Consider the following 24,878-nt stretch of genomic DNA (forward strand, 5'->3'; position numbering starts at 1 on the left):
ATGTGCCCGGGGACTCATCGGCGCAGTGTTCCTCCTGATCCAGCCGACAAGTGCTGGCGAGAGAGGGAGAGAACGATGATCTTGGCAACCACGAAGGTGAAGGACCTGGACCACTTCCTGGAGGTCTACGGCACGGCCGGCGCCGACAAGCGCGGGTCGCACGGGTCGAAGGGCTCCACCGTCTACCGCGACCCGATCGAGGAGGACCGGGTCTGGGCGGTCTTCGACTGGGACGAGGAGGGCTGGACCGCGTTCGCCACCGACCCCGAGACCCCCGGGATCATGCAGGAGGCCGGCCACCTCGGTCGCCCGTCGCTGGGGCAGTTCCTCGGAGCCTTCCCGGCCTAGCTGCCTGTGGATGACCGGTCGCGTGCTCGCCGCGATGTCGGCAGTGTCGGAGCATGCCGAAGTCACGCAAGCGGAAGCCACGTCGCAAGCCCACCCCGCCACGGCGTCGCCGGGTCGCCACCGTGCGGCCCGGCCAGGACGTCGACCACCTGATCACCGAGGACGACGTGGAGCTGCTGCGCGCCGAGATCGACGCCGGCGCGCGCGGCGACGCGTTGGCGGCGTACAACTTCCAGCAATCGGGTCTGCAGGTGGAGGGAGGGCGCTATCCCTTCATGCTGCGCGAGCTGGTGGTCCTCGGTGAGGAGGCACCGCCGTGGATGTATTCCCGCTGGTGCCTCGACCTCGCCTATCGCTGGATGCTGGTCGAGCACGACACTCGCGTCGATGACGCAGTCAAGCAGCTCATGCTCATGGCCCACTGGGACCTCGCCGAGCCGCTGCTCGACGACCCGGTTGCGTTCGCCGAGCTCGGCACGCGCATCGCTGCGGGGGACCGACTGTGCGAGGAGCTCGCACTGCACGAGTACGGCGGGATCTACGACTACATCGACATCAAGGCCGAGAACGGCCTGCTCGACCGATGCGACCACGTCGTCGAGTGGGCCTTTGCCGAGCTCGGCGGCTACGTCATCAAGGACGCCGTCGGGCCGCTCCTGCGCGTCGTGGATCTCGCGGACAACGGCGAGATCGAGGTGCTCAACATCGGCGCGCTCGCCGACCGCGAGCGTGACGAGCCGGTGATCGGTCGGCTCGGGCCCATCTCGTCCGGGCCGGGGCTCATGTTCCAGAAGCGTCCGATCTCGGTCGACCTCGAGACGGCGCAGGGAGTGGCCAACAGCGACGGACCACAGGACGACTGGCCGCTGTGGGTGCCGGCGGTCACCAACGGCTGTCACCAGGGTCGGCTGCCGTCCGGCTTCTCGGTGGTCAACCACACGCTCTACTCAAGCGACATCCTGCCGATGGACCCTGAGCTGGCCGACCACCTCGACGAGCACGAGCCGCCGGGGCGGCTGGTCGAGCTGCGCGCGGCCGGGCTCGACGACTTCGTGGCGAACGGCGTGATGCTGGCGGAGTTCGCGCTCATCGCCGTCGAGGTGTCCGGCGCGGACGCCGTCAGCGCGGTCGGGCCACACCTGGCGACCGTGCTGGTGGAGCCACGGGTCGTCGAGGCGCTGCGGCTGCACTGCGTGGCGCCCGAGCACGAGCACCACTGGGACATCCTGGCGGCGGGATCGATCGAACCCGTCCGCAGCCGGTGCACCGAGCTGGCTCGGCTCTGTCGTGAGGCGGCGTGAGGGCCAGTGCATGCATAATGCAAGCATGCCGTCCATCACCATCCGCGATGTCCCGGCCGACGTCCGCGACAAGCTCGCGGCCCGCGCTGCCGCGGAGGGACGGTCGATGCAGCAATACCTCGTGAAGGAGCTGACGCAACTGGTCGACCGACCGTCCAACCAGGAGATCTTTGCTCGAGCGCAACGGCGGGCCCGGCGGGCCGGCTTGAACATCACCACCGAGGAGATCCTCGATGCCTTGAAGGCTGACCGACGATGATCGTCATCGACGCTTCGGTCGTGCTCGCCGCGAGCGTCGACGACCCCAGCCACGGTGATTGGGCCGTCGGAGTCCTTCAGGAGAGCGGTGCCGCGCCGCATGCCTTGCCTGCGGAGGTCGCGAACGTGCTGAGAAGGCTGGAGTCGGGCGGCCAAGTGGACCGTAGGACGGCAGCAGCCACGTTGAACGACGTGATCGGAGCCGACGTCGAGCTGTGGCCGTTCGCGCCGTTCGCGAAACGCGTCTGGGAGCTGCGGGGTGCGGTGACGGCATACGACGCCTGGTACGTCGCCCTCGCCGAAGCTCTCGAGCTCCCGCTCGCCACGCTCGACCGGCGGCTCGCCACAGCCAACGGACCACGCTGCGAGTTCGTCGTCCCTGACTAGCTCAGTCGACGAGGTCGCGCGGCACTACAGCGAGCGGGAACGGCTCGTCGGTCGACCATGAGTCGCCGCCGGCGACGGCGGCCACCTCGGCGTACTGACCCTTGTCGACGCGCCACGCGGTCAGCGAGGTCTCACGGGTCTCGTCGCCGGGGTCGACCACCCAGTAGTGCGGGCAGCCGGCCTCGGCGTAGATCTGCCTCTTGCGGACCAGGTCGCTGCGGCGGGTGGAGGGGGAAAGCACCTCGACGACGAGCAGTGGCGGAGCAGGCAGACCGCGCGGGGTGAGGTCGGCCTTGCGGGCGACCACGACATCGGGTTGGGCCACGGTGTGGTCGCTCAGCGTCACGTCGTAGGGCGCCGTGCGGACCCGCAGATCCGACGGGCAGGCAGCCTTCAACAGCACGATCAGGTTGACGACGATCGCCTGGTGCCGGTCGCCCGGCGCGGCGGTCACCAGGATCTCGCCGTCGAGCAGCTCATAGCGGCGGCGGTCGTCATGGGCGATGACCTCGAGGTCGGTCGACGTCAGCTTGCGGTCGGAGCGGATCCAGATCGCGCCGTCGTCGAGCTCGTAGGAGAGGCCGAAGCCGGGCATGGCCTCGAGGTCGCTCCGGGTGAGCTCGTTGCCCGGCAGGGTCGCCATGTCTTCCATGGTGCCTCACATCACCGGTGACTCTGCGGGGACGAGAGCCGGGGTGCTGCCGGCGTCGTAGGTCATGAAGTCGAGCCAGCCGTGCTCGGTCACGAGGACGAGCTGCATCGTCCAGAGGTCGGCGAGGTGGTTGGCGTAGCGGTCGGCGGTCAGCCACATCGACTCGTTGGGTCCGAAGACGCAGAGCCCGCGTCGCACGACGACGAGCACCGGGGTGTGGGTGGGGCGCTTGCCCCGGACCCACGGGATCGACCAGCTCTCGACGACCTTGCGCAGCTCCTCGCGCGGGGCGTCGTCGTCGAAGATCTCCGCGGGTGTCCTCAGGGTGTCGACCCGGACGATCTGCTGGGTCCGCGACACGTCGGCCACCAGGGCCAGCTGCGCGGTGCCCTCGGTCAGGACGACGCGCTCGGCGATGTCGCGGACGAGCTGGGCGGGGTCGCGGACGTCGTACTCGTGTCTGGTCATGAGCCGACCATCGTGCACAGCCCTCGAGGGTGCACTCGGTCATCCACAGGTGTGGCCACCGCGGCCCCAGGTGCCTCGATGTGCGCGCAAGGTGGGTGCATGGGATACACGACAGATTTCATCGGCCACATCGACATCGAGCCCGCCCTCAACCAGGACGAGATCGAATACCTCACTGCGTTCAGCGAGTCGCGCCGCTACGACCGGGTGGACGGGCCCTACGCCGTGCCCGGCAACCCGTCTGCGGAGAACCAGGCAGGTCGCGCGGATGTCGACATCGATCGCTACAACCGCCCGGGTCGCGGCCAGCCGCAGCTGTGGTGCCAGTGGGAGCCGTGCTGGACCGGGTGCTGCCTGTCATTCGACGGGCGGGAGAAGTTCTATGAGCCGGTCGCGTGGCTGCGCTACCTGATCAACCACTTCCTGCGGCCGGGCGCCATCGCATCAGAGTCCGGGCTGCCGGCGTTCGAGCACTTCACCTTCGACCATCGGCTCGAGGGCATGGTCGTCGGCTGCCGCCGCGACACGAAGCGGCTGTTCGCCATCACCGTGACCGACAACGAGGTCCGTGAGGAGGAGCTCAGGAGAGGCCTCAGCGAGTACGCCCGCCGCCCGCCGCTGCCCTACGAGGCCGCGATCGACCGATTGGCGGCCCAGGCACGACCGCGACGCTGGCGGCGTACGCCGGCGGGCGAGCAGTCAGGGGTCGTCGACCTCGCGGGGCGACGGGCGTCAGGTGACTGAGCCCGACCGGGAGCTAAAGCTGACGGGGTTCCGGCGCGTCCCGCGGTCGATCCAGCAGCAGTATGATCCGAGTATGAGCGACGGGAAGGTGCGCAAGACGCTGACCCTCGACCCGGACATCGTCGAGGTGCTGGGCTCGGACCCTGCGGCTCTGTCGGCCACCGTCAACGCCCTGCTGCGCGAGGAGGTCGAGCGGCGCAAGCGGCGCGCCTCGCTCAAGGAGCTCGTCGAGGAGCTCGAGGCTGACTACGGCCCCGCGGATCCCGACGAGGTGGAGCGAATCCGCGCCCTGATGCAGGAGGCCGAGGCGGAGATCGCCGGCGCGTGACCGTCGTGCTCGATTCAGAGGCGCTCTCGGCCGTAGCGAGAACCGGGACCAGGGCGGCCTCGACGGCCACGGCCGTGAACATGCTGCGAGCGGCCCTTCTCCAGGAGGAGGAGATCCTGGTGCCGGCCGCCGTTCTGGCCGAGCTGTATCGCGGACATCCGCACGACCAGGTCGTCGATGCCTGTCTCAACCGTTTCCCGGCCATCGTCGTGGTGGACACGGATCGCGCTCTGGCGCGCGAGATCGGCCACGTCCTCGCCCGGGCCGGGCGCGGGTCAGCAGATCACGTCGACGCCTCAGTCGTGGCTGTGGCCGCACGCACCGGACCCGCCTTGATCGCCACCGCGGACGCCGCAGACATCACTGCTCTGGCCGCGGGAATGCGTGGGGTGCGGGTCCTCCAGATCTAGCTCCCACAGGTCAGGAGCTGTCTCAGGCGTCTGTCGGCGGCGTCGGCGTCGGGCGCACAGGCCGCGGCGACTGCGGACTTTTCGAAAGGCGATCCGCGCTTACGATGGCGACAACCCCCTCCACCGACGCAACACTCACGCATTCGGGAGCACCGATGAGCCACAACCTCCGCATCCTCCGCAGCCTGTCGGCGACCGGCGTCGCCGCCGCCCTGATCGTCGGGTTCGCCCCGGCCGCCCACGCCGCCCAGACCAAGCGCGTCGTCGAGGACCCGGTGGAGCCGGGCAAGGCCTACGACATCGTCAAGGTCGTCCTGAGCAGCCAGAAGACCAGCACCACCAAGGCCAAGGTGGTCGTGAAGCACGGCCGCGAGGTCGAGGTCGGCGACGCGATCGACCTCTGGCTCAACATCGACGCCGACGCGCAGCCCGACATCCACCTGTCCGGCGACTCCTTCTCCGAATACCAGGTCTTCCAGACCACCTCGTTCAACACCGAGGACGACGGCAAGGAGATCACCAAGCGCGGCTGCATGGACCTGAAGATGACCGGCTTCAAGTCGATCGTCAGGTTCGAGCCGAAGTGCCTCAAGGCAGGTCCGAAGTTCGCGGTGTCGGTCAAGTCGTGGCGCTCGGACAAGCCGGCCGGCAAGGCTGACTACGTCCCGGCGGCGGGCAAGTTCACCAAGAAGGTGCTGAGCGGCCCGCTCTCCTGACGACGCGCCGTCGGGCCGGGGGTCAGTCGCCCAGGATCCCCGGCGCGGCGGCGTAGAAGTCCGCCAGCGAGGCCGGCGTCCGCTCGATCGGCGCCTTGACCTGCGGCGTGGCCGACGGCAGTGGGGCCGCGACGTCCTCCGGGGTCTCGCCGGCGGCGACCTGGACGAGGCGGTCGGCGGCGATCTCGGTGTAGGGCGCCAGCAGCTCGTTGTCCTCGGTCACGCCGATGCTGAGCAGCATCACCATCGTGATGTTGCTGTCGATCCGGGCGATCGCGAAGCCGACGCCGAGGGGAATGTTCTGCCCGTCGAAGGACCAGCTGCCGCCGCCGACCATGTCGAACTGGTCGTCGACGTCCCCGGTGGCCGGGTCGGTGTCGACGGTGACGTCGATGACGGTGGTCTCGGTGCCGTCCTCGGACGCGTCCTCGAAGTGGGTGCACTCGCCGATGTCCGCGTAGAGCGCTTCGAAGGCCGCCTCGGCGGTCGCCTCGTCGCCGAACGAGCTGACCACGCTGGTGACCGCCATCAGCCGGACGTCGTCGAACATCCAGTAGTCGATGTCGGCGTCCCCGAGCGACAGGCCCTCGGGGTCCAAGCGGTCCTCGAACGACACGTCGGACTCGCAACCGGTCGCCGTCGTCGCGCCGGGGTTGTCGGGGTCGTCTGCCTCGTCGGACGACGGGTCGGCCTCGAAGGCGGCGCCCAGGTTGCCCTGTGAGAGCAGTGCGAGCTCGGCGCGCGCGTCGTCGAGGACGGCGAAGGACGCCGTACGCGGGGTGAGTCGCGGCGACTCCTCGGTCGCGACGTCGGGCTTGCGGTCGCTGCCGTCGCTCGTCGTCTCCTCGCCGCAGGCGGTCAGCAGCCCGCCGGCGAGGACGAGGGCGGGGAGGACGCGGTGGAGGCGGGTACGACGCACGGGGCAAGTGTGAAGGATCGGGCTGGTGCAGACCAGCGCCTGACGCATTCCGGCGTTCCGCGGACGAGCAGGGCCGTCCCCTCCTACGGTGGCCCTGAAGCACTTTTCGGGAGGCCCCGATGGGGGACAAGTACGCCATGGACAGGTCGCGGCACCGCCGACCGGTGCCACCCCGCCTGCCCCTCGTCGGGGACGCCGACGCACGGCGGGTGGAGGCTCAGCTGCGGACGACGCACGCCCTCGACGAGCTCGACCCGAACGTCTGGACGGTCATCAAGGACCTCGAGTGGCCGGGAGGCCGCTACGGGCACGTCGACCACGTCGTCGTCGGACCCTCGGGGGTCTACGTCATCGAGACCAAGCCCTGGAGCGGCGACGTCAGCGTCTACGGCGAGCGCCTCCGCTACGAGGGGACCACCCAGGACTCGGTCGTCGCGTCCTTGACGGAGGCAGCGGCCGCGGTCGCCCTGCTGACCCCCGGAGTGCCGCAGCGGCTGGTCAAGCCGGTCCTGTGCGTGGCGGGCGCCGAGGGCCTGGACGCCCAGGTCGACGGGCTGCTGGTCGTCTCGACCGACAACCTGGCGGCTGTGCTCGAGTCGCGGGTCCACAGCATGTCGACCCACCAGATCACCATCGCCTCCGGCCAGCTGCACCACCACCTGCAGGACCGAGGCCTGGTCAAGGTTGCCGCGCGAGCCGGCCATCGCGAGGTCAAGCAGGCCAACCGGCGCGACTCCCGGCCGATGCGCGGCGTACCGGTGATCCGGATCGCGATCGCCGTCTGGTTCGCCGCGACGCTGATCCTCTCGCCGCATGCGTTCGCCGACACCTTCGAGACCATCCAGAACACGATCGAGGAGAAGATCGTCAACCGCTGACGCGGCTACCCTCCGCCTGGTGACACCTGAGGCCGCTCGTGCACTGATCGAGGCCGAGCGGCGGCGCACCGAAGCCCGCCTCGCGCAGCTGCGCGACGACCATCGCGGGTTCGTCGAGGCTTCGCGCGACACCAACGCCGACGACGAGCACGACCCGGAGGGCGCCACGATCGCGTTCGAGCGCTCCCAGGTCGGCGCGCTCGTCCGGCAGGCCGAGGCACATCTCGCCGAGCTCGACGCGGCTCGCGACCGCGTCGCGCTCGGAACCTACGGCGTCTGCGAGCGCTGCGGCACGGCCATCCCGGACGGCCGCCTCGAGGCCCGCCCGACGGCGCGGCTCTGCGTGGCGTGCGCGTGACTGTGTGAGATGGCCGGTCAGCTGGCCGGTGCGCCCATCGACTTCCAGTAGTCGTTGAGCGCGCCGTTGGTCTTGACGAACCACACGATCGGGCCGATGAGGATCAGCATGCCCGGGAAGTACCACAGGCCGGTCGCGGCGCTCACCGGCTTGGGCTTGCCCTGTCGCTCGTAGAGCCCACCCACCTCGTTGGAGGTCAGGTAGGGCATCACGAAGCCCACGAACAGCCCGAGGAGCAGGGCGACCACGCCGCCGAGGCCCTGGCCGCTGTGCCGCTTCATCTCCTCGTGCGTGGAGTAGAACCAGTAGAGGGAGTAGAACCCGAGGGTCACGATCAGGAGCAGGATGCACATGCCCGTGCCCCTGACCTTGCCGACCTGGCCGCTCTGGGGTGCGGCGTTGGCAGGCGGTGCGGCGGCGTACGCCGGGGTCGCGGGCGGTGTCGCCTGGTCCGCCGGCGGCGCGGCGGGAGTGGTGGGCTGGGTGGGGTCTGGGGTCTCGGTCACGTCCGGACAGTACGCCGACCCGGGCCGCTGTGGGGGCAAGGCGCGGGGTCGGTACGGTCGGAGTCGTGGCCGAGGACTACTGCGACCTGTGTGACCTGCCGCTCAGCACGTGCATCCACGGGATGCCCGCACCGCCGCCCGTCGCGGCCCCAGCCCCTCGCACGCCACGCGCGCCACGGGCGACCGCGACCCGCAAGCCATCGGTCCGCACGACGACCACGAAGCCGAGCCCCGTGCGCAAGCGGACCGAGCAGGAGACGTTCCGTCCCTACATCGTGCAGCTGCTCATGGACGAAGGGGCGCTGGAGACCGCCGAGGTCATGGAGCTGCTCGAGGAGCGGATGGCCGAGGTGCTGCTCGAGCGTGACCGCCAGAAGGCACCCACCGGCGAGGTCCGCTGGCACACCGCCGCCCGCGCCGAGCGCAAGGCGATGATCGACGAGGGGCTGATCGTCCCCGCTCAGCCCGGGATCTGGCAGCTGACCGACCGCGGGCGCGCTGTCTCTTACTGAGCCTCGGGTTGAGCCTGGGGTTCGGGAGTCAGCACCCGGATCTCGGCGCCGAGCCGAGCGCCACGGAGCAGCTCGAGGTCGTCGCCCGACCAGAACTTCCCCGGGTCGTAGTAGTTCGTCGGCCGGTCCGCGCCGAGCAGCCCCATGGCGGCGTACGACGCGGCGACGACCTCGGCGCAGTAGGCGAGCTCGGCACCGGCGACCCGGCGGGCCTTGCCGCGCGCCACGCGTCCGATCAGCTTGGCCGTCGACGGGAAGGGCGTGCCGTCCATCGTCGCGATGGTGCGCAGCAGCTGGTCCTCCATGTCCTTGGTGACCGTCACGTCGAGCTGGCGCAGCCAGGCCTCCTGGCCGTAGCGGCCGGTCCACTGCACCACCGCCTCGCGGAGGTCATGCAGCTGAACCCCACGGTGGTGCTGCCCGGCCCAGACGTCGAGGAGACCCTTGCCCAGCTCGGCGTGCCACATGAGCGGCGGCATGTCGTCGAGGACGACGGCCATCCCCACGTGGTTGACCGGCGCGTTGGTGAGCAGCCGGATCGCATGGTCGGCGACCGAGCCGCCGCGGAAGATCCAGACGTCCCCGGTCCGGGTGATCTCGCAGGCGTGGTCGAGGGTCAGGCGCGACTCGGCACGAGGCGGCAGGGTCATGGCACGATCATCGCGTGAGTCTGTGGAAGTGGCTCGGACTGGCCGGGGTCGCGGGCGTGGCGGCCACCGGCGTGGTCATCGCCCGCGACCAGCGCAAGCGGGCCGCGCTCACCCCCGACGAGGTGCGCGAGCGGCTGCACGCCCGAGTGAACGATGCGAGCGAAGCGAGCAAGTGAACGACGGTGGTCGAGGAAGGCGCGCAGCGCCTGTCTCGAGACCTCCGCAGCGAAGGCACCTGGGGTGACCCGGCGGTTGGTGGCGTCCCAGCGCCGGCTTGCGTGGTCTCGAGACGGTCGCTGCGCGACCTCCTCGACCAGCGCCGCCTCGTAGGCTCGCTGCGCTCGCCTCCCTCGGCTTGTCGGCGCGCCGTCGTACGGTCCTGACCCATGGACCTGCGTGACGCCTACGCCCTCGCCGAGCACCTGCTCGCGCGACACGGGCTGCACGACTGGCAGGTGGCCTATGACAACGCCAAGCGGCGGGCGGGCGTGTGCCGCTACCGCGACAAGACGATCGGGCTGAGCGCACCGCTCACGGCGCTGCACTCCGACGACGACGTGCGCGACACGATCCTCCACGAGATCGCCCATGCGCTGGCCGGCCCCGAGCACGGTCACGACGCCCACTGGCGCCAAGTGGCGATGAGCATCGGCTCCACCGGCGAGCGGTGCGTCTCGACCGACTCGCCGCGGGTGGCGGCCGCGTGGCTGGGGGTGTGCTCGGCCGGCCACACCCAGGAGCGTCACAAGCGGCCCGAGCGGGTGACGACCTGCGGCACCTGCTCCAGCCGGTTCGACCTGACCCACCTCTACGAGTGGACCCACCACGGGCGCCCCGCCGAGATGCACCCCAACTACGTCGCCGAGCTCGAGCGGCTCCGCGCCGGCAAGTACGTCGTCCTCCTGCCGGTCGGCTCACGGGCCCGGGTCACCGTGGCCGGCGACTTCCACGGGGTGGTCGGCCGGATCGTCAAGCGGGGCCGCACCTCCTACCACCTGCGCGCCGGGCGCCAGGTCGTGCGCGTGCCGTTCGCCTGGGTCGAGCCGGCCAGATGAGCGTGACCTCTCCGGGAGTCCTGCGTTGTTCATGCCGTACGACGCAGGTGTCTCCCGGGCGATCTCGGACCGATCGGGGACATCCGGTGATGGCGACTCGACCCCTCCCGGGGAGGCCGAGCTGCCTTCTCCGGATGCCGGTTCGCCCAGGGAGACGCCGCGTTTCTGGGGATCGAAACCTCTGCCTAACCACCGGTGCTGGGCACTAGGGTTCGTGCCGTGACCGACCGCCGCCAGGCGATCTCGCTCGTCGAGGCCGCTCTCAAGTCAGGCCGCATCGTGCAGGCCGACCACGACATGCGCATCGACCAGATCAAGAACGCGTCGAGCGACCACGACTTCGACATGATCGTCCGCGACCTCCTGCCTGCAGCCGGGGCCGCAGCCGTCACCGCGCCGACCGTGACCGCCGGCGCGCCCCCTGCGGGTGGCCAGCCCCCGTGGCCCCTGGTCAACTACGGCCCGGGCCAGAGCGTCCCCGACAGCGCGGAGCTCCAGGCGTTGACCAAGACGGGCGGCAAGGCCATCGGCGGCATCATCGCCGTGGTCGTCCTGATCAGCGTGATCGTGCCGATCGCCGGAGTGATCATCGGGCTGGTGAGCGCCAGGGACACCTTCGACGAGATCAACTTCGGCCAGCCGGTCGACGAGACGACCTACCTCCCAGGCCAGGAGCCGGGCGAGAACGGCGTCAACGTGCTGAGGGCCCAGGGCTACGACGACCTGGTGGCCGCCCTCTCCGAGGAGACCGGCTCGACGATGGTGTTCAGCGCGACTCTCTACCCGCGCTACGCCGTCCTGTCGGTGCCGGAGCAGGAGACCGGCAAGCGCTACCGCAGCTACTACTGGGACGGCCGCACCCTGGTCGCCAACGACATCAAGAGCACCAGCGACGCGCCGCGCATCGACCTCGCGAGCGTCGACCCCGACGTGATGGTCACGCTGGTCGAGGACGTCCGCGGCCGTGTCGAGGACCCGATCAGCTGGTACGCCAACCTCGACTCGATCGCCTCAGAGGGCCCGCGGATGTCGGCCTACGCCACCAACGACTACGGCGAGGGCGCCTACGTCGTCGCCACGCTCGAGGGCGAGATCCTCTACGAGAGCGAGTACGGCAAGTAGGGGGACGGGTACCTCCCGCTCGTGCCACTCGACCACCCGGTCGTCGTGATGGGCGTGTCCGGTGCGGGGAAGTCAACCGTGGGGGCTGCGCTCTCCGGTCGGCTGCGGGTCCCCTTCGAGGACGGCGACGACCTGCACCCCAGCGCCAACATCGCGAAGATGGCGCGTGGCGAGCCGCTGGACGACGACGACCGCCGGCCGTGGCTCGACCGCGTGGGTGAGTGGCTGCGCGACCATGCCGACGGCGGCGTGATCGCCTGCTCGGCGTTGAAGCGGACCTACCGCGACCAGCTGCGCGGCCACTGCCCGCCCGTCGAGTTCCTGCTGTTGCAGGGCAGCCGCGAGGTCATCGAACGCCGTCAGGCCGGGCGGCCCGGACACTTCATGCCCGCCGCGCTCCTGGCTTCCCAGCTCGCCGCGTTGGAGCCCTTGTCGCCGGACGAGCGCGGGCTCGCGGTTGGCGTCGACCAGTCGGTCGATGACGTCGTGGCGGCCTACCTTGCCTACGCCAGCGAGTAGACGTACCTGCTCGACGGCACCAGGTCGAGGTCGCGGTCCGCGCCGAACCGCGCCACGCTGGTCATGAGTCGGGTGAACCGGTCGTTGAGCTCGGTGTCGTCACCGCCGCTGCCGTAGAACGCGTGCATGTCGGTCATCGCCCCGCTCGGGAACAGCTCCTCGACCAGCGCGTCGACCCGCGGCGCGTCCTCGGTGACCGGGCCGACGACGACGTTCTGCACGTAGCCGAAGGTCGCCTGCGTGGCGATCGCCACGGGCGTGTGGTCGACCAGCCAGTTGTGCCTCCACTCGTCCACGCTCAGCTCGTCGGGCCGGCGCAGCACCGCGACGTTGGCCAGCGCGTCCGTCCGCTCACCATCGGCGACCTCCGGCGGCGGGATCGGCAGCCGCTCCTCGACCTCCCAGCCGGCCAGCCGTGAGGTGACCGTCGCCAGGACGTCCGTGACCGGGGCCGCGTCACCGTCGGTCCAGACGCTGACGATCGCGCCGATTGGCTCCTCGAAGGTCGGGATCCGCATCGCCGGGGCGACCGCCTCGTCGTCCACGTTGACCTGCAGGCGGTTGGCGCCGGCCGCTGCGAGCCGGGTGTGCAGGCCGGGGTCGCGCAGCGCTGCGGCCAGGTCGTCGCCCCAGGCGGCGTACATCAGCTTGGTCGTCTGCTCGGTCACGCGGTGACCGTATCGGGGCCGGCCGCCGTCCACAGGGTCCGGGCGCCCTGGCCTGTCCACAGCCATGCGGGGCTGGCGGTTCGACACGTCGGTGGTCGCGGAAAGCCTCTGAGACCAGGAACCGAGAGCTCCGGAGGTCTCCCATGTACGACGCCGCCGATGACTGCGAGCGCATCAGCATCACCCCGCCGCTCGACCAGCGAGAAGCGGAGCTGGTGGGCGGGCTGGCGGGCGCGGGAGCCGGCCCACGCCGCGTGTGGCCGGGGCAGCCGAGCCCTCGGTCCCCGTGGCTGCCGTGCCTCGACGGCTGCTGCCTGGTGCTGGAGTGCCGCCCCAACCTGGCGCCGGCCGCGGACCCGGCGACCTGGCTGCGGTTCCTGATCCGCGAGGTGCTGGCGCCGCGGGCGGCGCAGGCACGCGCGCGGGCTGACCGGGTCGGTTTGCCAGGCGGTCACCGGCTGCAGGGGCGGGTGCTGCTCGACGTCGACCGGCCGCGCCCGAGGTTGGTCGTGGTCAGCAGCAACCGGGTGCGGGAGATAGCGCTCGACGAGGAGCTGTTCCCGGTGGAGCGGCCACCCAGACGCGCGCCGGGGGAGGTGGTGTCACTGGAGAGGGCGGTGCGACCCGGGAGGGAGGGTCAGCGTGCCGACCGATAGACCTCGAGGGTCCGCTCCGCGATCGCCGCCCAGCTGAACGCCTCGATGGCTCGCTGCCGGCCGGCCCGGCCCATGGCCGCGGCTCGGTCGGGGTCGGAGACGACCTGGTTGAGCGCGGCGGCGAAGTCGGCGACGTAGCGGTCCGGGTCGAGGGGGGTGCCGGTGCCGTCACTCGCCTGGTCGATCGGCACCAGCCGGCCGGTCTGGGCGCCTTCGGACGCCCCGAGCCCGGAGTGTGGGTCGACGACGACCTCGGGGATCCCGCCGGTGGCGGTGGCCACCACCGCGGTCTCGCAGGCCATCGCCTCGAGGTTGACGATGCCGAGCGGCTCGTAGATCGACGGGCAGGCGAAGACCGTGGCAGCGCTGAGCAGGGCGACGACGTCGGCGCGCGGCAACATGTCGGGAATCCACACGACGCCGTCCCTGGTCGTGCGGAGCCCCTCGACCAGCCCCGCCACCTCGGCCTCGATCTCGGGGGTGTCGGCCGCGCCGGCGCAGAGCACCACCTGGACCTCGGGCGGCAGCTCGGCGACGGCGCGCAGGAAGAGGGGCAGCCCCTTCTGGCGGGTGATCCGACCGACGAAGACGACCGAGGGCCGGTCGGGGTCGACCCCGTGGCTGCGGACCCGGTCGGGGTCGTCGACGGGCGACCAGAGCTCGGTGTCGATGCCGTTGTGCACGACCTGGACGCGGTCGGGGTCGACGTCGGGATAGGAGTGCAGCACGTCGTGCCGCATCGCGGCTGACACGGCGATCACGGCGGCGGCGGACTCGTAGGCGGTGCGCTCGACCCAGGACGACACCGCGTAGCCCCCGCCGAGCTGCTCGGCCTTCCACGGCCGCATCGGCTCGAGCGAGTGCGCGGTGACGACGTGCGGCACGCCGTGCAGCAGGGCGGCGAGGTGGCCGGCCATGTTGGCATACCAGGTGTGCGAGTGCACCAGGTCGGTGCCGGCGCAGCCGTCGGCGATGGCGAGGTCGACGCCGAGGGTCTTCAACGCGCCGTTGGCGTCGGCCAGCTCGGCCAGGTCGGCGTACGACGCCGTGCCGACCTCGTCGCGTGGGCCGCCGAAGGCGTGCACCCGGGTCTCGACGTCGTCACGAGCCCGCAGGGCCCGGACCAGCTCGGCCACGTGCACCCCCGCGCCGCCGTAGATCTCGGGCGGATACTCCTTGCTGAGGATGTCCACGCGCATACCCCGGACGCTAGTCCAGATCAGCAGGCGTCGGCGTAGGTCCCCATGGTCATCTCAGGAGCCTCGATGGGCAGGGCGCCCGGCCGCTTGAGGGTGTAGTAGCGGATCCAGTCCATCTGCATCCAGGTCGGTCGCATCGAGGCGCCGTCGACGGCCTGCATCCGGAACTGTGGCCGGAACTTCACGTTCGACAGCGCCTCGGGGCGGCGTTCGGTGTGCACGACGAGCGTGTCGACGAACCACGAGATGTGGTCGTCGGTCACCTCGATCGCGAAGGTGTGGAACCAGCCCTGGGTGAGGGGCAGGACCCGCGAAAACGAGAACTCGTTGTTGGGCAGGGTTCGCACCGCACCGGTCGCCTGGAGCTCGTCCTGGGCGTAAGACGCGATCACGATGCTCTTGGCACCGCAGCGGTACTTCTTGTTGGGGACCAGCTCCCAGAAGACCCGGTAGGGCGTCCCGACGGTCCGGTTCTTCTCCCACACCCGGACCCGGGCCTCTCAGCGGCCGACCTTGGCCTTCTGAGTGGTCGGGGTCGCGGTCACGGTGCCGGAGCTCGGGTAGGCCATCAGCGTCAGCATCCCGTTGCGGGTGACCACGTCGCCGCCGGCGCTGGTCGCCCAGTCCTCGCGCAGCGGGTTGACCTCGAACTCGTCCTTCCACGCCTCGACGCCCCAGCGGAACAGCTTGGCCGCGTTGGTCGGGTAGGTGTAGACCGGCGTGGGCGGGTAGGCGTCGGCCTTCTGAGTCCCTGCCGGTGCCGCTGCCGGTGCCGCGACGGTGGACGATGAGGTCGCCACCAGTGCGAGCAGGAGCAACGCCAGCGCGGAGCGGCGTACGGACGCGTGCATGTCCTTCACGGTAAGCACGCGCGCCGGGTCGCGGACCAGTTCGGCCAATCCAGGGACAGGCCCCCGGAGGTTTGTTAGCAGGGGTCCTTGTAGACGCCCTTCTTCATCCGCGGTGCCTTGATCGACTTCGCCCCGGGCCGGGAGAGGTCGTAGTGGCGCACCCAGTCCATCTGCAGCCAGGTCGTCCGGTGCTTCTCGCCCGTGGCGCCCTGGAGCCGGAAGCGCGGCCGGTACTCGATGCCGGTCAGCGCGTCCTTGCGCCGCTCGGTGTGGATCACCTTGGTGTCGACGAACCAGGAGATGTGGTTCTTGGTGATCTCGATGGCGTAGGTGTGGAACCAGCCCTGGTGCAGGGCCAGCCGCTTGCTGTAGCTGTATTGCGTCTTCTCGGGCACGCGGACCGCGCCGGTCACCCGGCGGTCCTGGCTGCGGTACGACGCCAGCACGATGTTCTTCGCGCCGCACTGGTAGTCCGAGGTGGGGATGAGCTCCCAGTAGGCCCGGTAGCGGCGGCCGTTGTGGTTGGTCTCCCTGATCCGGACCCGGGCCTCCCAGCGCCCGTAGCGCGCCTTCACGCTGTTGGCGGCGGCGGTGACCCGGTCGTTCTTGCCGGTCGCGATCACGGTGAGCATCCCGCTCTGGGTCTTGACCCGGCCCTCCTTGCTGGCCACCCAGTCCTTGCGGAGGCCGCCGACCTCGAACTCGTCGGTCCACTTCGGCTTGCCCCAGCGGTAGACGGTCCCCGCATTGGTCGGGTAGTGCACCGTCTGGTTGGGCGCGGGGATGTGGTCCAGCCGCACGCCGGCGCTCGACGGTGCGGCGGTGGAGGAGCCGCCGGCGGAGGCGGCGAGGAGGGCGGAGACGGCCAGGGCCAGGGTCACGAGAAGGACCACGGGACGGCGTAGAGCAAGAGGCATGCCTTCCACCAAAGCATGAGACGGCTGTCCAGGGCCAGTTGGCGACGGTTCCGGGGACCCGCCCGTGGTGGCTAGGTTGGCGGTCATGAGCACCCACCGCCCGAAGGTCCTGGCCATCGTGCTGGCGGGAGGGGAGGGCAAGCGGCTGATGCCGCTGACCGCGGACCGCGCCAAACCGGCCGTCCCGTTCGCCGGGATCTACCGGCTCATCGACTTCGCCCTCTCCAACGTCGTCAACAGCGGCTACCTGAAGGTCGTCGTGCTGACGCAGTACAAGTCGCACAGCCTCGACCGACACGTCAGCCAGACCTGGCGGATGTCCTCGATGCTCGGCAACTACGTCTCCTCGGTCCCGGCCCAGCAGCGCGTCGGCAAGCACTGGTACATGGGCAGCGCGGACGCGATCTACCAGTCGCTCAACCTGCTGCGTGACGAGGAGCCCGACATCGTCGTGGTGGTCGGCGCCGACCACGTCTATCGGATGGACTTCTCCCAGATGGTCGATCAGCACATCGACAGCGGTGCGGCGTGCACGGTCGCCGCGATCCGCCAGCCGATCAAGCTCGCCGACCAGTTCGGCGTCATCGACGTGCAGCCCGACGACCCGTCCCGGATCCGGGAGTTCCTCGAGAAGCCGACCGACCCCGTCGGCCTGCCCGACAGCCCCGGCGAGGTGCTGGCCAGCATGGGCAACTACGTCTTCACCGCCGACGCGTTGGTCGAGGCCGTCACCCGCGACTCCGAGACCCAGGGCTCCAAGCACGACATGGGCGGCGACATCGTCCCGGGGTTCGTCAGACGCGACCTGGCCGGCGTCTACGACTACAAGGACAACGACGTCCCCGGCTCCAAGGACCGCGACCGCGACTACTGGCGCGACGTCGGGACACTGTCGTCCTACCACGCGGCGCACATGGACGTCGTCTCGCCGCTGCCGGAGTTCAACCTCTACAACTTCGACTGGCCGATCTACACCTCCTACGGCCCGCAGCCGCCCGCCAAGCTGGTCCAGGGCGCCGACGGGACCCCCGCGCAGGTCGACGCCGCGGTGCTGTCACCCGGTGTGGTCGTCACCGGCGGGTCCGTCGGTCACTCCGTCCTGTCGCCGGCGGTGCGCGTCGAGAGCGGGTCCAGCGTCGAGGGCTCGGTGCTGCTCAACGGCGTGATCGTCGGCGAGGGCGCTCAGGTGCGCAACGCGATCCTCGACAAGAACGTCGTGGTGCCGCCCGGTGCGCGGGTCGGCTTCGACCCGGAGGAGGACGAGGCGCGCGGGTTCCTCGTGGAGGACGGGCTGACCGTCCTGGGCAAGGACCAGCCCTTCCCCGCTTAGATCACCCCCGCGGCCCGGGCGGCCTCGCCGTACGCCGCGGCCAGCGAGTCCACTGTGTCGTGCGCGTTGAGCCCGCTGGGGTTGGGCACCACCCACAGCTCGGATCCGGCCAGCGACTCGGGCTGCCGCCCGACCACGGCCTTCCGATGTCCGAACGCGACTCGGTAGGCCGTGATCCCGGCGACGGCGACGACCTTGGGCCGGGTGCGCTCGGCGGTCACCACGAGCCGTCGGCCGCCTTCGCGCAGCTCGTCGTCGGACAGCTCGTCGGCGCGGGCCGTGGCGCGGCGTACGACGTTGGTGATCCCGAGGCCGCGCCGGCGGAAGTAGTCGCGGTCCTGGTCGGTCATCCCGGCGGCCGGGTCGATCGGCCGCTCGATGATCCCGGCGCGCAGCAGAGCAGGGTAGAACCGGTTGCCGGGTCGCGCGAAGTGGGTCTGCACGGCCGCGGTCCACAGCCCCGGGTTGATGCCGACGAACAGCAGCCTGAGCGGTGAGCCGTCCTCCGGCAGCAGGTCGGGCACCTCCGCGTCGCGGAACGACTCGAGCTCGGCGCGGGTGAAGCGGGGCACGCGGGAAATGAGACCACGAGGCGCGTCGGAACCCATCCGGTTGGGCTACCGTCCCAGGGTCATGCGCAGAGCTCTCGGTGTCCTCGCCCTCATCGGCACCCTCGTCGTGGCCTCGTGCGGCGAGGAGGAGGCCGGTGAGGCGGACCAGGAGCCCAGGGGGGCGATCGCCTTCGAGCTGGTCGAGATGGTCACCGAGACCGCCGTCGGGGGGATGGTCTCGCCCGGCGCGGTCCCGCTGGCCGACGTCAGCGCGGTGCGCCAGTTCGCCGGTCAGTTCGACGACGACCGGATGGAGACCGCTCTCGTCCAGGTCATCGACAGCCTCGAGGTGCCGGACGACCAGGCGGCGTACGCCGCGGTCGTGGCGATCGGCTGCGAGGTACCGAGCGAGGTGACGGTCACCAGCACTGACACCGGCATCCTCATCCAGGCGGTCAAGACGACCAAGAGCCCCGTCGAGTGCTTCGCCCCGATGACCAGCGTCGCCGTGGTGCTCGTCGACGAGTCCGTCGTCGGCTAGGGAGTCGGCGGCGGAGTCGGCGGTGGCGGTGGCGGTGGCGTGGCCGTCGGGTCGTAGAACACCTCGAGGCCGTTGGGCACCCACCGCTGATGGCCGTCCGAGGGGGAGTTGAGGACCTTGGTCTTGCCGTTGGGACGCAGCGCGACCATCGTCGAGGAGCCGCCGCCGTCGAGGTTGAGGGCCTCGTCCGCGCCGAGATACTCCATCAGCTTGGCCAGCTCCACCATCGTGTAGCCGCGGCTGTTGTCCTGCCGGCCGTCGATGACCAGCAGGAAGATGACGCCGGTGTCGTAGTCGATGCCGACGGCGGTGCGCGGGTGCATCTCGCGGTCGTCGCGGGCCTTGCGCACGCCGTCGCGGATCAGGAAGACGTTGCCGGTGATCGCCATCTTGGGCCGCGGGGTGAGCCGTGACTTGACGGTGATCGGTGTGCCCTTCTTGAGTCGCCGCAGCTGCCTGGCGCCCTCGTCGCGCCCGATCAGGATCTTGCCCTTCACCTTGAGCGACTTGGGGAAGGTCTTCCGCTTCTCGGTCACCACGCCGTTCTTGACGACGACCATGCGCACCTTCTGCTTCTGCCCGTCGGTGACTTGGTAGCCCTTCAGCATCCCCCACTTCTCGGTGTAGAGCCCGACCCCGCCCTGGCGCACCGAGGGGGCGTTGACCGTCGGGATCTCGATCTCGGGGTGCTGGACGATCCGCGCGGTCGCGTAGAGGAAGTCGATGTCGGGCTGCCCGTCGCGCTTGATGAAGAACGCGCAGTTCCAGCCGCTGGCCACGCCGTGCAGCATCTTGCGCTGTCGGTCGCGGCCGACTCCCAGCGGCGCGCCGGTGTCGCCGATGTCGAAGAAGTCGCCGTTTACCCCGGCGATCGCCTGGTCGGCGAGCACGGTGTCGAGCAGCGGCGCCGTGGAGGCGATCTTGGGGCGTCCGCCGTAGTCGAGGCTGATGCCGGGCGAGTTGTAGCTGACCCGGAGCAGGTGGCCGCGCACCGGACCGCGGGCGTCGCTCAGGTCGAACTTCTCGAAGGAGACGCCGGGGACGACCTCCCACCCGGCCAGCGTCGTCCAGGTCCACGACTCCGGGCCACGCTGGGAGCGCGGCACCCACGGGGCGATCTCGCCGGGCACCCCGTCGGAGGTCTGGGGGGCGCGCTGCCGGTCGGGCGCCGGCGGGTGGATGGGATCGCCCGCCGCCGCCGTCGGCAGCAGCGACGCCCCGACGAGTGCGCCGGACATCGCGGCCAGGCCGAGCGTCGTCCGCAGCCGACGCCTCCGAGAGCTCTGTGTCACCCCACGAGGGTAGGTCGTGGGGGGCTAGACCACCGGGAGATGCAGCATCGCGTTTTCGAGGGTGATCAGTCCGGGCGGCCGGCTGCCCATGGTCAGGAACGTCTCGCTGGTCGGGCTGACGAGCAGGAACAGCGACTGGCCGGCGGGCACCTCGACCGACACCGACGGGATCGTGATCCGGCGCTTGACGCCGACGACCGGGGTCACCTCGCGGACCGGGAGCACGTTGTTCTGCACCAGCGTCGCGTCCAGTGGCGAGGTGCCCACGGCGAGGCCGAGGAACGCACGGCTGTCGATGCCGACCGAGGTGACGTCGGCGGTGAGGTAGGACGAGCCGGCGATCGTGATCGGCCCCTTGGCGACCTCGGTGGCCACGGCCGGGCCGGCCGGCCCGGTCTGGGCGACGACGGTGCCGAGGGCGAAGGCCTTGTCCGGCTGGGCGTTGTGGACGCTCACGCAGCCGCTGCCCCGGGTGGCGAAGTGCAGGTGGTCATAGCCCTTGAGGCCGGTCTTCTTGCCCTTGAGCTGCTCGTCGAAGAACCGGACCGTCAGCTCCTCGAAGTTGCCCCCGGCCAGCTTCTTGCTGCACGGGTCGGAGGTGACGTTGACGCCCTGGGGGTAGACCGAGGGGAGCACGTGGCCGCCGTTGTAGCCGACGTAGATGCTGCGTTTGCGGGCCTTCTTGCCCAGCGTCAGCCGCCAGTTGCTCAGCCCCTGCTCGGAGGCGAACAGGGTGTCGGTCATGCCCTGGCCGAACAGCACCGGCACGGTGATCCGGCGGCCCTGGCGGACGTGGTAGCGGGGGCCGTTCTTCTTGAAGAACGCCTTGAGGTCCTCGGTGCCCGGGATCGAGCCGTCCGGCCAGGTGCCGGTGGCGGCACCCTCGACCAGGGCCTTGTAGATGTTGGGCGGCAACGCGTCGGTGGGGACTCCGGCGGCGCTGAGCGCCAGCGCCCACTCGGTGCGGACGACGCCCTCGGGCGCCAGGCTCTGCGAGAGGTCGTACCAGGTGATCTGCGGGGCCAGCGCGTCGAAGACCTGGCGGCCCTGGGTGCGGATCTCCTCGAAGGCGCCGAGGAACTGGTAGCCGCCGCCGTAGCTGCCACCGATGGCGCCCAGGCGCGGGTCCCCCGGACGGTCCTTCTTGACCCACTTGAGCTTGCTGATCAGCTTGACCAGGGCGCGGACGTCGTGGCCCTCGACGGTCGGGTTCTCGACGTAGGCGTGGCCGCCGCTGTCGCCGAAGCCGCGCTGGTCGAAGGACAGTACGCCGTAGCCGGCATCGGTGAAGCGCTTGAACGCCGCGGCGTCCTCGGTGCGCGAGCCGCCCCAGCCGTGGCTGTGCAGGATCATCGGCACCTGGCGCTTGCGGGTTGCCCCGGCCGGCCGGAACAGCGAGTAGCAGATCTTGACCGGCTCGGTCGTGCCCGGGTCGGGCACGCTGGTGAGGCAGGCGTTGGACACGGTGACCGACGCGTCGGCCGCCGCCAGCCTGATGGCGGTCGGTGCGGTGCTGGCCTGGACGGACGGCAGCGCGGCGAGCGTGCCCACCAGGGCGGTGGCCAGCCCGACGGAGGCCAGGGCGATGCGCGACGTCATGGGGTCCTCGGGGGTCGGTGCGACGCTGGATTACTGGCTGGGGTTACTGACGGGTTAACTGCTGACCGGCGCCCAGGTCACGCGGCTGCCCGGTCGCGGTCAGGCGCAAGGCATGTCGCCCAGGACCGCGAACCCGGCCCGGTCGCCGTCACCGAAGCCGCGCTGGCCGATGTAGGACGGGTTCATCAGCTGCTGCTGGTCGTCGACGTGGTCGAGGCCGAGCACGTGCCCGAGCTCGTGGGCCAGGATCAGGGACGCGTCCCGGTCCCGTCCGAGCCGCTGCATCCGGTCGTACTCGTCCTCGTCGAGGACCACGACGCCGGTGACGAAGCGGGTCTCGCCGTTACGGGTGACCGCGCTGGACCCGCCGATGCCCACGGTGTCGCCGCGCAGCGAGGGGACCTCGTCGGGCGTGGCCCAGTCGATGAGGACGGGAAGTTCCCGGCGGGCGCCTTCCGCCCGCCGGTCCGAGGACGTGTCCGTGCTGATGCCGTCCGCCTCGAGCTCGAACCCGCTCGCGTCCTCGATCTCGGAGACCGCGTCGCCGACGATCTCGACCCAGTCGTCAGGGGCGCCCTCGGGGTTGACGACGTAGTGGATCGGTTCGCACGGGTCCCAGCCCACCGGGAGGTTGTCGGGTCCCCTCGCCACGAACTTGTAGGACTCGTCGCCGCCGCTCAGCCCGTCGACGAACTGCCGCAGCCGCTCCCCCGTGGTCGTCGGGCTCTTGAAGAACAAGAACACGAGCAGGCAGAGCACGACCAGGAGCCCCGGGAGGACCGGGTTGGTCGTCCCGCGCTTGTGCCGCTCGACCCGGGGCATGCCGCGGTGGCGCGGCCGGGCCGGCGGGTGGCTCGTGGGTGAAGCGCCGAGCCCGTAGCGGCGGTCGAGGTCGTCGAGCTCCTCCAGGCGCCGCAGCATCTCGCGCTCCCAGCGTTGCCGCGCCTTGCGCGCGCGCCGGGACTCATCCATGGACCGATCCTCGCCAACTCATCCAAGCCTCAGCCGCACGGTACGTCGTGCAGCGCCTTCAGGCCGGCGACGTCGCCCGGGCCGAGGCCGTCCTGGCCGACGTACGACGCGTGCATGAGCTGGCGGCTGTCGTCGACGTGGTCGAGGCCCAGCACGTGCCCGATCTCGTGCATGAGGATGAGCTGTTGGGCGCGCGTGGTCAGGGGGTCGTAGGTGCGGCTGTGGGACTCGGCGTCCAAGGCGATGGCGCCGGTGACCAGGCGCGGGAGCCCGTTGACCTCGAGGACCGCGCCGCCGCCGAGGCCCACCGTGTCGCCCTGGAGGCTGTGCAGCCGGCCCTGGCTCGACCAGATGATCAGGATCGGTTCGCCCCGGGTGCTGCCCGGGCTGTAGGTGCCGGCCAGCGTCCGGTTGGCGGTCTCGCCGGCGTCGAGGAAGACGAACCCGCTGCTCTCGGCGATCTCGTCGAAGGCCCCGTCGACGAGGTCGCGCCAGCCGTCCGGAGCGCCGGCGGGGTTGACCTGGTAGCGGATCGCAGCGCAGTGGTCCCAGGTGATCGGCTCTCCGTCGGACGTGGTCCGGAGGAACGCATAGCTGCCCGAGCCGCCGTTGAACACCGACCACAGCACGATGAGCACGAACGCCAGGACCGCGGCCAGCAGGACCCCGACGGCGACCCGGCGTCCTCCTCCACGTTCGGTGCGGCGCGGCGGGGCCAGGGGCGGCGGAGGGGTCGCGGAGGTGCTGGTCTCCCCGAGCGTCCCCTCCATGCGTCGAGTATCGGCAAGGCTCCTGGGTCTGTCCGGTCATCCACAGATCTGAGCGGGGGCGTTCTCAGCCGGGTCGCGAATCGCTAGGTTCGGTCCGTCGGCTTTCTCGGGGAAGGACGCGCAGGTGACCCGACTTCGCGCGCTCGTCGTGGCTCTGCTCCTGTGCGCGGTCGTCGCCTGCGAGGACGAGCCCACTCCCGACATCGCCGATCCCACCCCCTCCTCGTCGGCTCCCAGTCCGAGCGAGAGCGAGTCGAGCCCCACCGCGACGGCGACCCCCGAAGCGCTGACGCCTGAGGAGACGGTGCGGGCGTGGGTGGAGGCGCAGAATCTGGCCTTGCGAACAGGCAACACAACAGAGCAGCGGGCACTCGCGAGCGAAGACTGCCTCGGGTGCGACAACTTCTCGGAGCCAATCGAATCCGTCTACCAAGCCGGCGGGAGCTACCAGGGAGGCGAATGGCGCCTGGTTAGCACCAACGTCGACCGCCAGGACGACCTCTCTGCGAAGTTGAGCGGGGCCGTCCGTATCGCTGCCGGTACCACGATTCTCGAGGAGGGGGCTGCGCCCCAGGCCTATGAGGCCAGTAGTCATCTGATGAGGTTTGAGTTGGTCCGAGAGGACGAGGGATGGCGATTCAGCGTCATTGCATTCATCTCGTAGTCATCACCTTGGCGATCGGCCTGGCTATCACGATCGGGCAAGCGGCTCACGCCGTGACGTGCACCTATGTAGAACAGACCGTCTCAGTGAACGGCAACATCCAAATCTCGATCGTTGAAACGTGCTCGGGAGACTCAGGATCCGCCGAGCAGGTTCTCGACCCGCCTCGTGACTCAGAACTGGACGCCGTGTGCGTGGTGACGGCTATCGAGAACGGAGTGGATCCATTTGAGTTCTGTGACATCCCACCCGAGGCCGCAGAGGACCTGATCACGCCGGACCTCGTGGCCACGGCGTTCCGCTCGATCCCGCTGCCGGCCTCCGACCTTCAGGTCCAGCCCGCCAACGGACGCACGCTGGTGAACTTCAAGACCAACTTCTTCACCGACACCGCGCCGTTCGACCGGACGGTGACGCTGCTCGGGCAGCGGGTCGACCTGCACATCGTGCCGAGCGGGTTCGGCTGGCGGTTCGGGGACGGCGAGGTGCTGACGACCGCCGACGGCGGGGCGCCCTACCCGGACCTGCGGATCACCCACACCTACCAACGCAAGGGCGACGTCACGCCAGCGGTGGACACGACCTACACCGCGACCTACCGGGTCAACGGCGGTCCGTGGGCGGCCGTGCCGGGCAGCGTGACCGTGCCCGGGCCGCCAGTGGGGCTCCAGGTGCTCACGGCGACACCGGTGCTCGTCGGCTACTGACAAGCGCATGGTTCACACGCACCAGGTGCG

Annotated in this window: 35 protein-coding genes; 20 read left to right on the top strand and 15 right to left on the bottom strand. The window is 70.4% G+C overall.

The window, feature by feature from the left end:
* The first annotated feature begins 75 nt into the window (after positions 1–75).
* Genes ACYVC6_RS10425 through ACYVC6_RS10440 form a run of 4 tightly spaced genes read left to right on the top strand, consistent with a single transcriptional unit; the run spans position 76 to position 2,294 of the window.
* Positions 76–348 carry a hypothetical protein gene (locus ACYVC6_RS10425; RefSeq protein WP_460713709.1) on the top strand — a complete coding sequence of 91 codons (273 nt, stop codon included), beginning with the start codon at positions 76–78 and terminating at the stop codon, positions 346–348.
* Between the two features lie 53 nt (positions 349–401).
* The gene (locus tag ACYVC6_RS10430; protein ID WP_460713711.1) at positions 402–1,649 is read left to right on the top strand and encodes a hypothetical protein; all 1,248 of its coding nucleotides are present in this window, start codon (positions 402–404) and stop codon (positions 1,647–1,649) included.
* 25 nt (positions 1,650–1,674) lie between these two features.
* Positions 1,675–1,908 (top strand): FitA-like ribbon-helix-helix domain-containing protein, encoded by a 234-nt coding sequence (locus ACYVC6_RS10435; RefSeq protein ID WP_460713713.1) that lies wholly within the window; start codon positions 1,675–1,677, stop codon positions 1,906–1,908.
* The gene (locus ACYVC6_RS10440) at positions 1,905–2,294 is read left to right on the top strand and encodes a type II toxin-antitoxin system VapC family toxin (RefSeq protein ID WP_460713715.1); all 390 of its coding nucleotides are present in this window, start codon (positions 1,905–1,907) and stop codon (positions 2,292–2,294) included. The genes ACYVC6_RS10435 and ACYVC6_RS10440 overlap by 4 nt, the downstream gene beginning before the upstream one ends.
* Position 2,295: 1 nt before the next feature.
* Here ACYVC6_RS10440 and ACYVC6_RS10445 read toward each other — a convergent pair whose 3' ends face one another.
* Positions 2,296–2,937 carry a Uma2 family endonuclease gene (locus ACYVC6_RS10445; RefSeq protein WP_460713717.1) on the bottom strand — a complete coding sequence of 214 codons (642 nt, stop codon included), beginning with the start codon at positions 2,935–2,937 and terminating at the stop codon, positions 2,296–2,298.
* Between the two features lie 15 nt (positions 2,938–2,952).
* Entirely contained in the window at positions 2,953–3,414 is a 462-nt protein-coding gene (locus ACYVC6_RS10450) for a hypothetical protein (RefSeq protein ID WP_460713719.1), read from the bottom strand.
* 99 nt (positions 3,415–3,513) lie between these two features.
* Between ACYVC6_RS10450 and ACYVC6_RS10455 the strand changes: the two genes are divergently transcribed.
* The 4 genes from ACYVC6_RS10455 (at position 3,514) to ACYVC6_RS10470 (ending at position 5,612) form a co-directional block, all read left to right on the top strand.
* On the top strand, positions 3,514–4,158 hold the full coding sequence (locus tag ACYVC6_RS10455) for a hypothetical protein (protein ID WP_460713721.1): 645 nt from the start codon (positions 3,514–3,516) through the stop codon (positions 4,156–4,158).
* 73 nt (positions 4,159–4,231) lie between these two features.
* Positions 4,232–4,486: a hypothetical protein gene (locus ACYVC6_RS10460; RefSeq protein WP_460713723.1), complete on the top strand. Its 255-nt coding sequence runs from the start codon at positions 4,232–4,234 to the stop codon at positions 4,484–4,486.
* Between the two features lie 5 nt (positions 4,487–4,491).
* Positions 4,492–4,896: a PIN domain-containing protein gene (locus ACYVC6_RS10465; RefSeq protein WP_460715325.1), complete on the top strand. Its 405-nt coding sequence runs from the start codon at positions 4,492–4,494 to the stop codon at positions 4,894–4,896.
* A gap of 155 nt (positions 4,897–5,051) precedes the next feature.
* Positions 5,052–5,612, top strand: a complete 561-nt coding sequence (locus ACYVC6_RS10470; protein ID WP_460713725.1) for a hypothetical protein — start codon at positions 5,052–5,054, stop codon at positions 5,610–5,612.
* Positions 5,613–5,634: 22 nt separating this feature from the next.
* Here the strand turns inward: ACYVC6_RS10470 and ACYVC6_RS10475 are convergent, their stop codons facing one another.
* Positions 5,635–6,531, bottom strand: a complete 897-nt coding sequence (locus ACYVC6_RS10475; protein WP_460713727.1) for a hypothetical protein — start codon at positions 6,529–6,531, stop codon at positions 5,635–5,637.
* A 119-nt stretch (positions 6,532–6,650) separates the two neighbouring features.
* On the opposite strand from ACYVC6_RS10475, the gene ACYVC6_RS10480 reads away from it, so the two are divergent.
* On the top strand, positions 6,651–7,409 hold the full coding sequence (locus tag ACYVC6_RS10480) for a nuclease-related domain-containing protein (RefSeq protein WP_460713729.1): 759 nt from the start codon (positions 6,651–6,653) through the stop codon (positions 7,407–7,409).
* Positions 7,410–7,428: 19 nt separating this feature from the next.
* A complete protein-coding gene (locus ACYVC6_RS10485; protein WP_460713731.1) occupies positions 7,429–7,767 on the top strand; it encodes a TraR/DksA family transcriptional regulator in 339 nt (112 codons plus the stop codon).
* Positions 7,768–7,784: 17 nt separating this feature from the next.
* On the opposite strand, the gene ACYVC6_RS10490 is transcribed toward ACYVC6_RS10485, so the two are convergent.
* On the bottom strand, positions 7,785–8,273 hold the full coding sequence (locus ACYVC6_RS10490; protein ID WP_460713733.1) for a DUF4234 domain-containing protein: 489 nt from the start codon (positions 8,271–8,273) through the stop codon (positions 7,785–7,787).
* Between the two features lie 65 nt (positions 8,274–8,338).
* Between ACYVC6_RS10490 and ACYVC6_RS10495 the strand changes: the two genes are divergently transcribed.
* Positions 8,339–8,785 carry a hypothetical protein gene (locus ACYVC6_RS10495; RefSeq protein WP_460713735.1) on the top strand — a complete coding sequence of 149 codons (447 nt, stop codon included), beginning with the start codon at positions 8,339–8,341 and terminating at the stop codon, positions 8,783–8,785.
* Here ACYVC6_RS10495 and ACYVC6_RS10500 read toward each other — a convergent pair.
* Positions 8,779–9,435, bottom strand: coding sequence for a hypothetical protein (locus ACYVC6_RS10500; RefSeq protein WP_460713737.1), 657 nt, complete (start codon positions 9,433–9,435; stop codon positions 8,779–8,781). The two genes, ACYVC6_RS10495 and ACYVC6_RS10500, sit on opposite strands and share 7 nt — an antisense overlap.
* A gap of 14 nt (positions 9,436–9,449) precedes the next feature.
* Here ACYVC6_RS10500 and ACYVC6_RS10505 point away from each other — a divergent pair, with 14 nt between their 5' ends.
* From ACYVC6_RS10505 to ACYVC6_RS10520, 4 genes are all read left to right on the top strand, one after another.
* Positions 9,450–9,611 carry a hypothetical protein gene (locus ACYVC6_RS10505; RefSeq protein WP_460713739.1) on the top strand — a complete coding sequence of 54 codons (162 nt, stop codon included), beginning with the start codon at positions 9,450–9,452 and terminating at the stop codon, positions 9,609–9,611.
* Positions 9,612–9,821: 210 nt separating this feature from the next.
* Positions 9,822–10,490, top strand: a complete 669-nt coding sequence (locus ACYVC6_RS10510) for a SprT-like domain-containing protein (RefSeq protein WP_460713741.1) — start codon at positions 9,822–9,824, stop codon at positions 10,488–10,490.
* Between the two features lie 219 nt (positions 10,491–10,709).
* Positions 10,710–11,612 (top strand): DUF1707 domain-containing protein, encoded by a 903-nt coding sequence (locus ACYVC6_RS10515; protein WP_460713743.1) that lies wholly within the window; start codon positions 10,710–10,712, stop codon positions 11,610–11,612.
* A gap of 48 nt (positions 11,613–11,660) precedes the next feature.
* On the top strand, positions 11,661–12,131 hold the full coding sequence (locus ACYVC6_RS10520; RefSeq protein ID WP_460715326.1) for a gluconokinase: 471 nt from the start codon (positions 11,661–11,663) through the stop codon (positions 12,129–12,131).
* On the opposite strand, the gene ACYVC6_RS10525 is transcribed toward ACYVC6_RS10520, so the two are convergent.
* Complete coding sequence (locus ACYVC6_RS10525; RefSeq protein ID WP_460713745.1) at positions 12,116–12,799, bottom strand: hypothetical protein; 684 nt, start codon at positions 12,797–12,799, stop codon at positions 12,116–12,118. The two genes, ACYVC6_RS10520 and ACYVC6_RS10525, sit on opposite strands and share 16 nt — an antisense overlap.
* Before the next feature lie 143 nt (positions 12,800–12,942).
* On the opposite strand from ACYVC6_RS10525, the gene ACYVC6_RS10530 reads away from it, so the two are divergent.
* Positions 12,943–13,455, top strand: coding sequence for a hypothetical protein (locus ACYVC6_RS10530; protein WP_460713747.1), 513 nt, complete (start codon positions 12,943–12,945; stop codon positions 13,453–13,455).
* On the opposite strand, the gene glgA is transcribed toward ACYVC6_RS10530, so the two are convergent.
* The 4 genes from glgA to ACYVC6_RS10550 all read right to left on the bottom strand — a co-directional run bounded on the left by glgA (position 13,437) and on the right by ACYVC6_RS10550 (position 16,422).
* A complete protein-coding gene (gene glgA, locus ACYVC6_RS10535; protein WP_460713749.1) occupies positions 13,437–14,654 on the bottom strand; it encodes a glycogen synthase in 1,218 nt (405 codons plus the stop codon). The genes ACYVC6_RS10530 and glgA overlap by 19 nt on opposite strands.
* A 20-nt stretch (positions 14,655–14,674) precedes the next feature.
* Positions 14,675–15,139 (bottom strand): family 16 glycosylhydrolase, encoded by a 465-nt coding sequence (locus ACYVC6_RS10540; protein WP_460713751.1) that lies wholly within the window; start codon positions 15,137–15,139, stop codon positions 14,675–14,677.
* Between the two features lie 15 nt (positions 15,140–15,154).
* The gene (locus ACYVC6_RS10545) at positions 15,155–15,505 is read right to left on the bottom strand and encodes a hypothetical protein (RefSeq protein WP_460713753.1); all 351 of its coding nucleotides are present in this window, start codon (positions 15,503–15,505) and stop codon (positions 15,155–15,157) included.
* Between the two features lie 74 nt (positions 15,506–15,579).
* On the bottom strand, positions 15,580–16,422 hold the full coding sequence (locus ACYVC6_RS10550) for a family 16 glycosylhydrolase (protein WP_460713755.1): 843 nt from the start codon (positions 16,420–16,422) through the stop codon (positions 15,580–15,582).
* An 85-nt stretch (positions 16,423–16,507) separates the two neighbouring features.
* Here ACYVC6_RS10550 and glgC point away from each other — a divergent pair, with 85 nt between their 5' ends.
* On the top strand, positions 16,508–17,752 hold the full coding sequence (gene glgC / locus ACYVC6_RS10555; protein WP_460713757.1) for a glucose-1-phosphate adenylyltransferase: 1,245 nt from the start codon (positions 16,508–16,510) through the stop codon (positions 17,750–17,752).
* Here the strand turns inward: glgC and ACYVC6_RS10560 are convergent.
* A complete protein-coding gene (locus tag ACYVC6_RS10560; RefSeq protein ID WP_460713759.1) occupies positions 17,749–18,324 on the bottom strand; it encodes a mismatch-specific DNA-glycosylase in 576 nt (191 codons plus the stop codon). The genes glgC and ACYVC6_RS10560 overlap by 4 nt on opposite strands.
* A 61-nt stretch (positions 18,325–18,385) precedes the next feature.
* Here ACYVC6_RS10560 and ACYVC6_RS10565 point away from each other — a divergent pair, with 61 nt between their 5' ends.
* A complete protein-coding gene (locus tag ACYVC6_RS10565; protein ID WP_460713761.1) occupies positions 18,386–18,844 on the top strand; it encodes a hypothetical protein in 459 nt (152 codons plus the stop codon).
* On the opposite strand, the gene ACYVC6_RS10570 is transcribed toward ACYVC6_RS10565, so the two are convergent.
* The 4 genes from ACYVC6_RS10570 to ACYVC6_RS10585 all read right to left on the bottom strand — a co-directional run bounded on the left by ACYVC6_RS10570 (position 18,841) and on the right by ACYVC6_RS10585 (position 23,477).
* Positions 18,841–20,136, bottom strand: a complete 1,296-nt coding sequence (locus tag ACYVC6_RS10570) for a phosphodiester glycosidase family protein (RefSeq protein WP_460713763.1) — start codon at positions 20,134–20,136, stop codon at positions 18,841–18,843. The two genes, ACYVC6_RS10565 and ACYVC6_RS10570, sit on opposite strands and share 4 nt — an antisense overlap.
* Positions 20,137–20,160: 24 nt before the next feature.
* Positions 20,161–21,735 carry a CocE/NonD family hydrolase gene (locus ACYVC6_RS10575; RefSeq protein WP_460713765.1) on the bottom strand — a complete coding sequence of 525 codons (1,575 nt, stop codon included), beginning with the start codon at positions 21,733–21,735 and terminating at the stop codon, positions 20,161–20,163.
* A gap of 99 nt (positions 21,736–21,834) precedes the next feature.
* A complete protein-coding gene (locus tag ACYVC6_RS10580; protein WP_460713767.1) occupies positions 21,835–22,707 on the bottom strand; it encodes a matrixin family metalloprotease in 873 nt (290 codons plus the stop codon).
* A 29-nt stretch (positions 22,708–22,736) separates the two neighbouring features.
* Positions 22,737–23,477: a matrixin family metalloprotease gene (locus ACYVC6_RS10585; protein ID WP_460713769.1), complete on the bottom strand. Its 741-nt coding sequence runs from the start codon at positions 23,475–23,477 to the stop codon at positions 22,737–22,739.
* 124 nt (positions 23,478–23,601) lie between these two features.
* Between ACYVC6_RS10585 and ACYVC6_RS10590 the strand changes: the two genes are divergently transcribed.
* Together ACYVC6_RS10590 and ACYVC6_RS10595 are read left to right on the top strand one after the other, a co-directional pair.
* The gene (locus ACYVC6_RS10590; protein ID WP_460713771.1) at positions 23,602–24,141 is read left to right on the top strand and encodes a DUF6318 family protein; all 540 of its coding nucleotides are present in this window, start codon (positions 23,602–23,604) and stop codon (positions 24,139–24,141) included.
* Between the two features lie 218 nt (positions 24,142–24,359).
* Positions 24,360–24,848 (top strand): hypothetical protein, encoded by a 489-nt coding sequence (locus ACYVC6_RS10595; RefSeq protein ID WP_460713772.1) that lies wholly within the window; start codon positions 24,360–24,362, stop codon positions 24,846–24,848.
* Positions 24,849–24,878: the final 30 nt, after the last annotated feature.

Source organism: Nocardioides dilutus (assembly GCF_054779555.1).